Source organism: Leclercia sp. Marseille-Q4284 (assembly GCF_916618945.1).
In the GTDB taxonomy this organism is placed as follows: domain Bacteria; phylum Pseudomonadota; class Gammaproteobacteria; order Enterobacterales; family Enterobacteriaceae; genus Enterobacter; species Enterobacter tamurae.
Genome location: NZ_CAKAKG010000001.1, coordinates 1779847 through 1793024, shown reverse-complemented (window position 1 = coordinate 1793024; position 13178 = coordinate 1779847). Strand labels below are relative to the sequence as shown.

The following is a 13178-nucleotide window of genomic DNA, read 5'->3' as shown; positions in this document are numbered from 1 at the left end:
GTGCAATGATTAAGTGTAAACGCTGCATCTTCCGCACTCTATACCCCAGGAATATAGTTTCTTCATCTCAACACCCTCGAGGATTCCAGATGATGACGCTATTTTCAAACCAACCCGGTGACGAAGGGCTGCCAGGCCAGGCGCGCGCCCGGGTTATGATCGCCGTGATGATGACCACGCTGATGGGCGTATTCGATGGCACGATGATCAACATTGCCCTGCCCTCGATGGCGCAAGCCATGCAGGTGCCCGCGGGTTACGCCGTCTGGTTCGCCAACGGTTATCTGCTTTCTGCGGCCATGACGTTGCTCATTTTCGCCGCGCTCGCGGCCCGCTACGGAACGCGCCCTGTTTTTCTGGCGGGCCTGGCGACATTCACCCTGACATCACTGGGCTGCGCGCTGGCAACAACGCCGGAGATGCTCATCGGAATGCGCATTCTGCAGGGGATCGGCGGCGCAGCCACACTGAGTATCGCCCCGGCGATCCTGCGTTCCGTCTTTCCGGGGCGACTGCTCGGGCGCGTTCTGGGTCTGCACGCCCTGCTGATTGCGTCCAGTACGGCTATTGCCCCCGTGCTGGGCGGCACCATCCTCGACATTCTGAGCTGGCAGTGGCTGTTTGCCATTAATTTGATTCCGGGAACCCTCGCGCTGGTGCTGGCAGGCAAGGCATTACCGGGACACGTCACGTCCGGCATGGCTGGGTTCGATTTACCCGGCGCAGTGCTGTCGGCGACGCTTCTGGGTTCAACGATCATGATGGCCAACAGCTTTTCCCGCCCTCACGAGGCGCTCTGCTGGGGGCTCCTCGCCCTGGGCTGCACGGTTGTGTTTATCTGGCATATCCGCCGCGTCCGCGCGCCGATACTGCCGCCCGCCATTTTCCACAACGGGCGTTTTACCCTCGCCGCCTTAACATCGCTGGCCTCTTTTATCAGCCAGGGCATCACTTTCATCGCGTTGCCTTTCCAGTTTCAGACTGTGTATGGCTACAGCCCTGTTGTGTCCGCACTGCTGTTTATCCCCTGGCCGATCGGCATCGTGCTGATTGCCCCCCATGCGGGCCGTTGGGCCGATACGTTTTCTGCACCGCTGATCTCCACCCTTGGGCTGGTGATTTTTGTCGTCGGGTTGATCCTGCTGGCGACGCTGCCCGCCACGCCTGCCATGTGGGATATCTGCCTGCGTAGCCTTGTGTGTGGGATTGGGTTCGGCTGCTTCCAAAGCCCCAATAACCGGGAGATGCTGGCGAATGTTTCCCGGGAGTATGCCAGCTATGCCTCCGGGATCTTGTCCATCGCGCGGACGTTTGGGCAATGCCTGGGCGCTGCGGTGGTCGGGATCCTGCTGGCCGTTATGTCGACTGAAGCCGTCAATATTGCCCTGTGGATCGCCGTCGCCGCCTCTGTCGCATCGGTGGTGTTCAGCCTGAGCCGGCTGCGCAAATCACTGAACTACTCATTTGGAGGCAATCGCTAATTATCTCAACTAGACTTCTAAGCGGCTGTACGTCGTCACGTATCGGCTCACTCACTTCACTCAGGTTTTTTCACTCCCCGAGAGGTCTACCATGTCATTTGTCACCACAAAAGATAATGTCAGTATCTTCTATAAAGATTGGGGCCCCAAAGATGCACAACCTATCTTCTTCCATCACGGCTGGCCATTAAGCGCGGATGACTGGGATAACCAGTTACTGTTCTTTTTAGCGGAAGGTTTCCGGGTCATCGCCTCCGACCGTCGTGGTCATGGCCGCTCCGATCAGGTCAGCGACGGCCATGATATGGACCATTACGCCGCCGATGTTGCCGCCGTGGTTGAACATCTGGATCTGCACAACGTGGTACATGTCGGCCACTCCACCGGCGGTGGCCAGGTGGCGCGGTACGTGGCGCAATACGGCCAACCTCAGGGCCGGGTGGCGAAAGCCGTACTGATCAGCGCCGTACCGCCATTGATGGTCAAAACGCCAGACAATCCGGGCGGCACGCCGATTGAGGTGTTCGATGGGTTCCGTCAAGCGCTGGCGGCAAACCGGGCGCAGTTCTATCTCGACGTGGCGACAGGTCCTTTCTACGGCTTTAACCGTGACGGGGCTGAAATTTCGCAGGGCACCATCCAGAACTGGTGGCGACAAGGGATGATTGGTAGCGCGAAGGCGCACTATGAAGGCATTAAAGCGTTTTCAGAAACGGATCAGACCGCCGATCTGAAAGCGATCACCCTGCCGGTGCTTATTTTGCAGGGGGATGACGATCAGGTTGTGCCTTATAAGAACGCCAGCCTGCTCCAGGATGAACTTCTCAGCAACAGCACCCTGAAAGTGTATCCGGGCTATCCGCACGGGATGCACACCACACATCCAGATACCATCAACAAAGATTTACTGGAATTTATTCGCAGTTGATAAGTTACAAACGGGTGGCCAGGGCCACCCGTTCCGTGAACTTACAGGGAGGCTTTTAACCGCGCCACGGCTTCTTTCAGGTTCTCATCCGTGACGCTGACGTAAGACATACGCAGCGTGGCATGATCCGGTTCGTTGCAGTAGAAGAACTCCCCAGGCACATAGACCACGCCGTTGTTCAGCGTCTTTTTCAGCCACTCCGTGGTGTTCATCTCGTATTTGAATTTCGCCCACAGGAACATGCCGCCCATCGGTTTATGGAAGGTCAGATGATCGCTCAGCTCACTTTCTACGTGCTGACACAGGATCTGGCATTTGTGTTTATAAGCCTCGCGGATCAGGTCGATTTGCCCGGCCAGGCGGCCGCTCTCCAGGTAGTGATACGTCAGCGACTGCGATAATGAGCTGGTGTGCAGGTCGGTCGCCTGCTTGAGGATCACCACCTGACGTTTTATCCAGTCCGGCAGCACTAACCAGCCAACCCTTGCGCCCGGCGCGAGGATTTTTGAAAAGGTGGAGGTGTAAATGACGTTATCACTGCAGCCCATCTCTGCCGCCCAGGCTTTCAGTGGCGTGAAGGTCTTGTCGGTGAAGTTGATTTCACCGTAGGGATCGTCCTCGATGATAACAAAATCGTAGCGCTGGGATAATTCCACCAGTTGCTTACGACGCTGCTCTGCCAGAGTGACGCCGCCCGGGTTACCGAACGTTGGCACAATATAGACGGCTTTGACGCGCGTGGTCTTAACCAGCGCTTCCAGCTCATCGATAATCATCCCTTCGCCGTCGGTCCCCACCGACATCAGGTTAGCTTCCGCTAACTGCAGAACCTGCAGTGCAGCAAGATAAGTTGGGCGTTCGACGACCACGATGTCGCCCGGGTTAATCAGCGCCCGCGCCAGAATATCCAGCGACTGCTGGGAGCCGGAGGTCACCACCACGTCGTCCACGCCGCAGTTAATCCCCCTGCCGCTCAGCAGCTGGCAGATGGCGCCGCGCAGCTCCGGGCTGCCCTCGCTCAAACCGTACTGAAACGCCTCTTTCCAGGTGCTGGAGAGCACCTTCTCCATAGCCAGTTCCAGCCCTTCACGATCGAAAAGATCCGGGTTGGGAATGCCCCCGCCGAGTGAAATCACCCCTTCCATCTTGCTGTGTTTTAATAATTCTCTGATCGCGGATGACTGGAGGTTTTGTACTTTGTGGGCAATTTTGTTCTGCGACATCTTTTATTATCCTGGTTTGTTGTATCCCAGTTTAAGTATCACATGTAGAACGTTTTAACCAGCCGAAGAGACCGGAGCCCGCAGGCTCCGGCAGTGGGATCAGAACTCGATACGGGCACCAACGTTATAGCGTCGACCTTCCAGCATAGAAGACTGGTTGTAAGAGGTGCGGTAGATCGGGTTCACATCAAACAGGTTATAGATGCCGGTCATCAGCGTCACGTTCTTGTTCAGATGATAACGCGCGCCCAGGTCGACCAGCGCGTAGGCGTCCGTTTCGCTCGATTTGCCAATGTCCGGGGAACTGCTGCGCCAACTGGCTTTGGTCCACAGCTCGAGATCATTCACCGCGTTCCAGGTCAGGGAGACGTTGGCCATGCTTTCCGGGAAATCGCTCAGGGCATAGCCTTTATACTCCCCGCTCTGCTGTTCGCTGTGCGTGTACGTATAGTTGGCGTTAGCTTTCAGGGAAGCGGTAACCTGCCAGTCGCCGTTCAGCTCCAGACCGTAGATCTGCGCATCGCTGACGTTGGCGTACTGGAAGACGGTATCGGCGACATACCCGTTATAGGTACACTTCTGCGTGTCCGACGCGGTACAAATGAGATGGTCGCTGATTTTGTTCTTGAATTTGGTGTAGAAAAGCGTCGCGTCCAGCGCCAGCGCATCCTGCTGCCAGTACAGGCCCAGCTCGGTGTTGACACTCTCCTCCGGCTTCAGATCGTCATTCCCGATACCGATTTCCGAGTAAGGATAAGCCCCGTATACGCTGGTAAAGCCTTCGTTATTCTGGCGCAGATCCGGTTTCTTATAGCCAGCAGAGACGCCGCCCTTCAGCGCCCAGCTTTCATCGATGGTCCAGTTGCCGTAGAGCTTAGGCGTGACGTGGTAACCGAAATAGCTGTCGTGATCCAGACGCGCCGAGGTGGTCAGGGTGAAGTCCGGAACGATCATCCAGGCATCTTCAGCAAACACCGCCCAGCCGTCGCGCGTAATTTCACTCACCGGCGTAACACCCGGGGCTTCTTTATCCTTGATACCGAACTCATCGTCCAGTTCGTTGCGGGTAAAGTTCACACCCAGCGTCAGCTTGTGATCGCCCAGCGTAAAGGTGTTGGCGCTGTTGGCCTCGTAGTTTTTCTGGGTAATAAACTGCGATGACATCCCCGGGACGCGGTACTCGGTTTTGGCTTTTTCGTAGCTGACGAAGTTCTTCACTTCCAGGATATCGCCATACCAGGCATGTTGCGACAGCGAGGCGGCATCGCGATCAAAGCCCCAGTACCACTGCTTGTCGTTATGGGTCTTCTCCTGGTTGCCTTTGGTGGCATTCAGATCCCAGAGCTGGGTATCGGTCGGCGACATGGAGATGGTCGCGTCCAGATTCCCGGACTGATGCTTCACAAAGCGTTCATCGTTGATGCTGTCATCGTCGCGGCGATCGAGATAATCGGCAGCCACACTCACCCCGAGCTTGCCCGGGATCACCGGCCCCATTAAAAAGAGGTTGGTCTGGTTGGTATTGCCGTATTCGCTCTTCTCCTGCAGGAAGTAGTTATCCTCCAGAACTCCGGTCCACGTCTCCAGGTTATAGGCTTTTTTGGTAATGACGTTTACTACACCGCCGATGGAGTCAGAGCCATACAGGGAGGACATCGGCCCGCGGATCACTTCGATCCGCTCGATGGCGGAAAGCGGCGGCATAAAGGCGGCTTCGGTGCCGATATGGTGTCCATACGGGCGAGATTCGCGGGTGGCCTGTTTAATACCGTTCACCATGTACGAGGTATACGTAGAGTCCATCCCGCGCATCTGTACATCGCCGGTCGCCAGGCTGCCGTGACCGTTACCGACCAGCACGCCCGGCATTTCGCGCAGGGCTTCGGTGACGTTCTGATTCGAGCGAGTGTTCAGCTCTTTTTCATTTACCACGGAGATTGTCGCTGGTGCTTCGCGGCGTTCCTGGCTAAAACCGGTCGCGGTTACCACCAGTTCATCTTCGTTCACAGCGGTGTTTTCTGCGGCGAAAACGGCCACCGGCAGGTTAGCCAGGGCGAGCGAAACCGCCACGGCCATGCGTGTTTGCTTTATCACAACAGGATCCTTAGAACTGGGTTAAATCAATCTTGAGCACGTAATCAGCGTTATTCGCTTTCTCATCCTGCTTGACGCTGGCGTAGAGCGTGCGTGCATCGGCAGAAAGCGCGAGGCTGTTAGGCATCGCCGCGGTTTTAATGGTGTGTTTCAGGCGGTTGTTGGTCGCGTCGATCACGCTAATCTGACGATCGTTGCGATGGGTGACATAGACTTCATCGCGCGCGGCGTTGTAGAGCACGGCAACGGAATTAGGTGTCGGGACACGGTGCAGGAGTTTGCCGGAATTCAGCTCCACAACCAGTACATCTTTGGTGTTGGTGTCCGCGATATACCCCACCCCTTTCGCGGTGTTGAGCGCGATGTTGAGGAAGTAATGTTCCGGATCGGCAGGATCGACTTTTACGCGGGCAAGCGGCTGCGAGGTTTTACCATCCAGGGTGATCAGCTCCCCGGCGCCGGAGACAACGTAAACCTTGTCGCCTGCCTCATCCACGGCAAAACCGACGGGCTCCAGTTTTTCCAGCGTCTGGTCCAGCGCCTGCTTATGTGTATCCACGACCCACAGCAAACCTTTACCTTTGCGCCCAATCCCGGAGACATAAAGACGCTGATGCTTCTTATTCAGCACCACTTCCCGAACGTGGGCTTTCTTATTCGGATCTGAATCGTCGCTCAGCTGGATCGTTTTGATGACCTTATTGTTACGCGTGTCGAGCAGCGTGACCGACCCTTCCAGGGCATTGCCCAGATAGAGAATGTGCTGCTCCTGATCGAGCGCAACGGCAAAGGTGCGACGTTCGGTCGGGATCTGGTGCTCAATGTTCAGCGTGGATGCCGCCAGCTGGAAGACCAACCCTGCCGTCTTGTCTTTATCAAACGAGGGTGCAGAGGCGGCATAGAGGGTATTCTGGCCTTTATCATAGGCCAGCTCATAGACTCCCGGCCCCAGCGGCTGGACGAGAAAATCCTTCTCAGTGAACTCCTTAGCGAATAGCGAGCCAGAGTGCATAGCCAGACAAATGGCGAGGGCACACAGGGTTTTGTTCTTTACTGCAGAGGCGTTTTTCATGTCATTATTCTTTACAGTTGCTTACGTAAAGAAAAATGATAATGAAAATAAATATCATTTACAATGTAAATACATCTCAATTACCTACCATTTTTGGTACTGATATCCATTGAGATTACGTGGCCAACCCATTGAAACGCCCTATCCTTGCCGCCTGGCTGGCCAGACCGTCGAAAATAGCCTTGCTCACCTGCGGCGGGAAATCTGACGGCAGTTCTGCCCTGACGGAGGCGATAACCTCGTCGGTGCGATCGGCCATCTCCGTCATCAAACGGCGGGCAATCTCCTGTGAAAAGCCTGCAAAGGCCGCGGTGCTGATAAAGTGACGCGGCTGGATCATCGCAAAATGGTACTGCCGGTTCTTACCCTGCAACGCCATCGCCATCTTGGCCTTTTTGATGGGGATCCCCCCGGCCTTGAACAGCGGAAACGCGGAGATCACGTCGTACAGCGGCGTCATGCGAAATGAGGAATCCGCCTCAATAAAGAGGCTGAAATTCTTACCGTGGCCATCAATGGCGGCCAGCATCCAGAACAGGATCTGCGTCTTAAAAAACATCTCGCGATCCTGTCCCGCCAGGCGTGAACCAAGCAGCAGCTTCATGGCGTCGGCGATCCCGGGCCCACCATGCGACTCATATTTCAGCGCCGGTGAGACGCCCAGGGCCTGACAAAAATCCTCCTGCGGCAGACGCATTAGCCAGCCGCTACGGGCCCAGCGCCGATCGAAACGCTCGATAATCAGCACTTTTTTGCCGCCAAACCGCGCCATTTCGGCATGCGCAACGGGGAAACCAAAGGCTTTTGCGATGCGCAGGCACAGCCATTCGTTCTCGCAGCTTTCGCTCAGGTCGATGTTGTTCTGCTCAATTCTGCCGATCGGCAACTTGAAAATATGGCTGGTTGGGGTACTCCCCTGGGGCCGCTGCCAGCGATCCTGATACCACAGCAGTGCCGTTTTCTCCTGCGCCCCGGCCAGCGAAATGCGGAAATCGGCCCCCTCCTCTGTCATCCCCAGCGGTGCCATCTGATATCCGTCGAGCAGCGCGGCAATCTGCTCATCATCCAGTGGTTCAGCCACCATATCCATTACCGGAGGGATCTCCTGCCCGGGCGGATAGAGCTGAATAGCGCCGACGCAGTCCCGGCCGACGCTGGCAAGCAGATCAAAGGGATGGGCGGTCTCAACCTGGAAACGGGCCTGCATCCGGGCAATAATCGCCTCGGAGTCAGGCAGCAGGTTACTGAAAAAATTAAAGACCTGCGCGCCTTTGATCCTGCCGTGCTGCAGCGGCAGTGAGAGGGAAATCCCGCGTGAACCGGGCTCTGCCAGCCACTCCTGGGCATACTGAAAGGACATCGCCCCGCTGCCGTCACGATGCAGCGTACCTACCACGTCGCCATTCATCGCGACAGTCAGACGTTGTGCGCGCACCCTTACCACTCCTTCGTCCAGGCGTTGTTATCCGGAAGCGAAGCACCGCGTTTCACCACGTGCAGCTCCAGATCCAGCGCCGCGAGAATTTTGAACAAGGTTTCCAGCTTGGTTGAGCCCGGTTTGTTCTCGAAATCCGATACGGTGGTTTGTTTGATGCCAACCTGTTCAGCCGTCGCCGTTTGGGTTAACTTATTGACCTTACGCTGATCCCGGACGGCCTGTGCCAGAGCGTCCGCTGATGTCACTTTCATGATTATCCCCCATAGCGGATATTTTAAGAAAATCCCCTATAGGGGATAAAATGAGAATAACCCCTTTAGGGGATAAGTGCAATTTATCCCCTGTAAAGGATACGTGTCCGCTCCCGCCCTGTTGTTCTGCCAGACTTTGTTAATGAGCACTATGCTGAGGTACATATTTAAAAGAGTAGATATTGTATGTTGTAACTACAAATGATGCTTATATTGCAGTATTTTATTTATTGCGCTTAGAAGGTTCTTGTTTTTATATTCACCCCGTAATTAGAACCCGGCAAAAATAATTAACCGTAGAGGCTGAGTTGCCGGCTCGTTAATTCAGTCGTGTAAAACACGCGGTGACGGGAAACTAACGTACCGGCATCTGGTACTTTACGCGGACAATAAAAAATAATGTCGCTTAACCGAAGCGTGACATGTAAAAAAAGCATCGCTATCCACCAATGATTTTAATCATCTTTTTATAAACCGAAGCCGACCCCCCATGAAAAGACCCCGCTGTTCATCAGCGTTCCCGTCTATGATTTAAAGATAAGAGAGCGGTAAATCTGGTTCGCACTTATTTCTGCAAGGGATGTTGAAACAAACCTGGTACTTCCGGGGGTTTTTTTTTTGACTCTGTTTCGCGTTTAATCAAATAAGTGGAGGGGATAAATATGCCTGGACTTGAAGTAAAACGTAGTGAGGTTCTTATTATTCTGCCGAGTATTGAATCCTGAAAGGGATAATTAATTTTCCCATTTAAATACCATGCCGGTTTGTTTTTTATTGATTAGCACTATCCATACGGGAGCAGTGAGATGCCTATTTTTCACTCATTCTGGCAGGCGGGGTTTGAGGGTGCGGATTTTGTTACACGGCAGGGTCATGCCCTATCCATGGATCATGAAACGGGCCATGACAGCAGACATCACGATGATTACAGGGCGCTTAGCCCTTTTAATATCGCCACGGTCAGAGAGAGCGTTGGCTGGCGCCTGACTGATAAATCAGGCGGTTACGATTTTAGCACTGTTACCGCAAAAATGGTGTCGGCAAAGGAGAACGGTATCCAGATTTGCTGGACGATTTGTCATTACGGCTGGCCAGACAATGTCGATTTTTTCTCAGATGAATTTGTAGCGCGTTTCGCCCGGCTGTGCGGCGCGCTGGCCGCCTTCTTGCGCCCCTGGTATCAGGAGCCGCCGGTCTACTCCCCGGTCAACGAAATCTCCTTCACCGCCTGGGGTATTGCCGTGGGCCTGTTTCCTGCCGCCCTTCCTGCAGACACGAACGGTATACAAATCAAACGGCAATTGGTTCGCGCCACCCTGGCTGGCTGCGATGCCATCTGGGCGGCGGATCCCCGGGCGAGAATTTTGCACTGCGACCCAATTGTTCATCTGATTTCTCCCGACGACGACCCCACCACCAAAGAGGAAACCGAGGCACTGCGTACCGCGCAGTTCCAGGCGTGGGACATGTTAGCGGGACGGCATGAGCCGGAGCTGGGTGGCCACCCGCGTTATCTGGATCTGATCGGGGCCAATTATTACCACGACAACCAGTGGATAACGGGAAACAACCAGCGCCTTCCCTGGCATCTTGGCGATCGCCGACGACGACGATTACACGAGATGTTGCAGGAACTTTATGAACGCTATCACCGCCCTATTCTGCTTGCCGAAACAAGCCATGTTGGCAGTGGACGTGGAGCCTGGATTAACGACGTCGCCTCTGAGGTGGCTCAGGCTCAGCTGGCGGGCGTTGAGCTCTCCGGAATTTGTCTTTACCCCATTATTGACCGCCCCGACTGGGAAAATAATGCCGTCTGGCATCACTGCGGTTTATGGGACATCTCCCCGGATAAAGAGCGACATCTTAATACCGTTTATGCACGCGCGCTTAAGCAAACCCAGTCCCGGCTGGAATATTTTCAACAGCCATCAGGCGCCTTTACCTGCAACGGCACAGAGGTATCAGATATGAAAAAAATCTATGTGTTTAGTCACCTGCGCTGGGACTTTGTCTTTCAGCGTCCACAGCATCTGATGACACGTCTTGCCCAGCACTATCACATCGTCTTTATCGAAGAGCCGCTGTATTCAGCGGACAAACCTGAGCTGAAGCTCTCCCGGCCCGCACCGAACGTCACCGTGGTTCAGCCGCACACCCCGTCAACGACGCCAGGATTCCATGACGAGCAGATTGCTTTTCTGGAAACGCTACTGACAGAGCTTCGGGAGCCGGACGAAATCCCGGTGGTCTGGTTCTACACACCGATGGCGCTTCCGCTGCTGAAGGTATTTACCCCGGCAATCGTGATTTACGACTGCATGGATGAGCTTGCCGCCTTTGAGAAAGCCCCCCGCCAGCTTTTGCAGCGTGAGTCAGCCCTCCTGACCCGGGCGGATATTGTCTTTACCGGCGGCCCGAGCCTGTATGAAGCAAGAAAAGGACGTCACCCGAACATTCACTGTTTTGCCAGTAGCGTCGATGCGGTGCACTTTGAACAGGCGCTGGATCGCGGCAATCATCACCCGCTGCAGGAAGACATTCCGCATCCGCGGTTGGGGTATTACGGGGTCATTGATGAACGGATGGATTTATCGCTGATTGCCGCCCTGGCGGATTCACATCCGGAGTGGCAGATCGTGATGGTCGGCCCGGTAGTGAAGATCGATCCCGCCACCCTGCCCAGACGTAGCAACATCCATTATCCCGGCATGCAGCCGTATCAGGCGCTGCCCCAGTTTCTTGCCGGCTGGGATGTGTGCCTGATGCCGTTCGCGCTGAACGAATCCACGCGTTTTATTAGCCCGACAAAAGTGCTCGAGTACATGGCCGCGCAGCTTCCGGTGGTGAGCACCGCCATTGCCGATGTCGAAAAACCCTATAGCCATGTGGTAGCCGTCGCTCACGACCAGTCAGCGTTTATCGCCGCCTGTGAGCAGGCGCTGGCGTTGCCGGAAGAGACCCGACAAGCGCAGCAGCAGATGATGCAGCGTATTATCGCCAGCACCTCCTGGGATAAAACCGTGCAGAGCATGCACGAGCTGATTGAGCGCGCATTTTCACACTATCTGGATGCCTCCGCTGCGACGGTCAACGCAGCGGATAGCAACCCGGAGGACGCCTCTTCCGAGCCGGTTTTACGCCTGATACCAGCGAAACAGGCCCATACGGAAACCGAAAAGTGTTTGATCCTCGGGGCCGGGCCTACCGGCCTGAGCGCGGCCTATCACTATGGTGAAGGGGCGACGTTACTTGAGCGCAATACCACGGTTGGAGGGCTCTGCCGCTCGATTCAGGACAAAGGTTTTACCTTCGACTATGCGGGGCACATTATGTTTTCCGCGGACGAAGAGGTGCTGGCTCTGTACAAGACGTTACTGGGGGACAATATCCACTGGCAGATCCGCGAAGCCTGGGTCTATACCGACGGCGTCTATACCCGCTACCCCTTCCAGGGATCGCTTTACGGTCTGCCGGCCACGGTTGTTAAAGAGTGCATTCTGGGGGCCATCGAGGCGCGCTACGGAACAGGCTCTGACGTACAAAGCATGACGAACTGCGCAGAGAAAACCGGTCAGGGTAAACATCACCACGACTGTTGCGCCGACGGCGCGGTGCCGGACTACATCAGCGCCGACCCGGCAGAAAAAGCCCCCCGTAAAGACAGCTTTGAAGCCTTCATCTATGAGACGTGGGGCAAGGGGATCGCCCGGCATTTTGCCATTCCTTACAACAAAAAGCTCTGGACGGTACCGCTGTCGGAAATGGAGACATCCTGGCTGGGTGGTCGCGTCCCCCTGCCCGACCTGGAGCAGATTATCGAGGGTGCCCTGAACGAGACCGCGAAGCCGATGGGGCCAAATGCCCGCTTCGGTTATCCGCTACAGGGTGGTTTCCAGGCGCTGATGAACGGGTTCCTGCCGCACATCAAAGGACGGATCGAAACCGGGGCTGAAGTCAGTAAAATTTACGCCAATCAGCACATTGTCGCTCTCGCAGACGGACGGCAGTACCGCTATGAACGGATGATCAGCACCCTGGTGCTGCCGGAACTGATTCGCCTGATGGGGGATGAGGTGCCGCCAGAAGTCCGCAAGGCAGCGAAAGGCCTGCGCCACGTCTCGGTTCGCTGCGTCAATCTGGGGATTGGCCGCGACAATCTGACCGACAAACACTGGATCTACTTCGCCGGTAAGACGGTATTCCACCGCATTTTCGTTCAGGGCAACGCCAGTCCCTTCTGTAGTCCGCCCGGCAGCTGCGGCCTGACCTGCGAAATCAGTTACTCACCGGATAAACCGCTGCCGGTCGATGGCCAGGCGCTGATCGACCGCTGTATTAAGGAGTGCATCGAATCCGGCATCTTTTCGGCCGAGGATGAGATTATCACCGCCAACCAAATCGATATCCCTTACGCCTACGTGATTTACGATCAGAGCAGGAAGGAGAGCGTAGAAACGATCCGCAAATGGCTGTTGCTGCATGGCATCACCCTCGCCGGACGTTACAGCGAATGGGAATACTACAATTCGGACCATGCGTTTATCGCCGGGAAAGTCGCCGTTGAGAAAGTCCGGGGGTCAGCTTACCGGCATTCTGTTTCCTGACGGTAAGATGATTAACCTGTTCAGCCGTCGCCGTTTGCGCTAACGTATTTGTTCGCAAACGGCGCAACGCGGGCCACAGCCTCC

Annotated in this window: 8 protein-coding genes; 3 read left to right on the top strand and 5 right to left on the bottom strand. The window is 55.4% G+C overall.

Annotated features, from left to right (window positions below):
- Positions 1-92 precede the first annotated feature (92 nt).
- Together LG383_RS08320 and LG383_RS08315 are read left to right on the top strand one after the other, a co-directional pair.
- Complete coding sequence (locus tag LG383_RS08320; RefSeq protein ID WP_225759519.1) at positions 93-1481, top strand: MFS transporter; 1389 nt, start codon at positions 93-95, stop codon at positions 1479-1481.
- A gap of 91 nt (positions 1482-1572) precedes the next feature.
- Entirely contained in the window at positions 1573-2409 is an 837-nt protein-coding gene (locus LG383_RS08315; RefSeq protein ID WP_225758823.1) for an alpha/beta fold hydrolase, read from the top strand.
- 41 nt (positions 2410-2450) lie between these two features.
- Here the strand turns inward: LG383_RS08315 and LG383_RS08310 are convergent, their stop codons facing one another.
- The 5 genes from LG383_RS08310 to LG383_RS08290 all read right to left on the bottom strand — a co-directional run bounded on the left by LG383_RS08310 (position 2451) and on the right by LG383_RS08290 (position 8487).
- Positions 2451-3632, bottom strand: a complete 1182-nt coding sequence (locus tag LG383_RS08310) for a PLP-dependent aminotransferase family protein (RefSeq protein WP_106992853.1) — start codon at positions 3630-3632, stop codon at positions 2451-2453.
- Between the two features lie 99 nt (positions 3633-3731).
- Positions 3732-5726 carry a TonB-dependent receptor domain-containing protein gene (locus LG383_RS08305; RefSeq protein ID WP_225758822.1) on the bottom strand — a complete coding sequence of 665 codons (1995 nt, stop codon included), beginning with the start codon at positions 5724-5726 and terminating at the stop codon, positions 3732-3734.
- A 10-nt stretch (positions 5727-5736) separates the two neighbouring features.
- The gene (locus LG383_RS08300; protein WP_225758821.1) at positions 5737-6798 is read right to left on the bottom strand and encodes a YncE family protein; all 1062 of its coding nucleotides are present in this window, start codon (positions 6796-6798) and stop codon (positions 5737-5739) included.
- Between the two features lie 115 nt (positions 6799-6913).
- Positions 6914-8206 (bottom strand): type II toxin-antitoxin system HipA family toxin, encoded by a 1293-nt coding sequence (locus tag LG383_RS08295; protein WP_370635161.1) that lies wholly within the window; start codon positions 8204-8206, stop codon positions 6914-6916.
- A 29-nt stretch (positions 8207-8235) separates the two neighbouring features.
- Positions 8236-8487: a helix-turn-helix domain-containing protein gene (locus LG383_RS08290; protein WP_106992856.1), complete on the bottom strand. Its 252-nt coding sequence runs from the start codon at positions 8485-8487 to the stop codon at positions 8236-8238.
- Positions 8488-9293: 806 nt separating this feature from the next.
- Here LG383_RS08290 and LG383_RS08285 point away from each other — a divergent pair.
- Positions 9294-13094, top strand: a complete 3801-nt coding sequence (locus tag LG383_RS08285; protein ID WP_225758819.1) for an NAD(P)-binding protein — start codon at positions 9294-9296, stop codon at positions 13092-13094.
- Positions 13095-13178: the final 84 nt, after the last annotated feature.

Bases quoted from the DNA above. Each gene is read 5' to 3' on its own strand.
- LG383_RS08295 (WP_370635161.1), bottom strand. From the start codon at position 8,206: ATGAATGGCGACGTGGTAGGTACGCTGCATCGTGACGGCAGCGGGGCG.
- LG383_RS08290 (WP_106992856.1), bottom strand. From the start codon at position 8,487: ATGAAAGTGACATCAGCGGACGCTCTGGCACAGGCCGTCCGGGATCAG.
- LG383_RS08320 (WP_225759519.1), top strand. From the start codon at position 93: ATGACGCTATTTTCAAACCAACCCGGTGACGAAGGGCTGCCAGGCCAG.
- LG383_RS08310 (WP_106992853.1), bottom strand. From the start codon at position 3,632: ATGTCGCAGAACAAAATTGCCCACAAAGTACAAAACCTCCAGTCATCC.
- LG383_RS08285 (WP_225758819.1), top strand. From the start codon at position 9,294: ATGCCTATTTTTCACTCATTCTGGCAGGCGGGGTTTGAGGGTGCGGAT.
- LG383_RS08315 (WP_225758823.1), top strand. From the start codon at position 1,573: ATGTCATTTGTCACCACAAAAGATAATGTCAGTATCTTCTATAAAGAT.
- LG383_RS08300 (WP_225758821.1), bottom strand. From the start codon at position 6,798: ATGAAAAACGCCTCTGCAGTAAAGAACAAAACCCTGTGTGCCCTCGCC.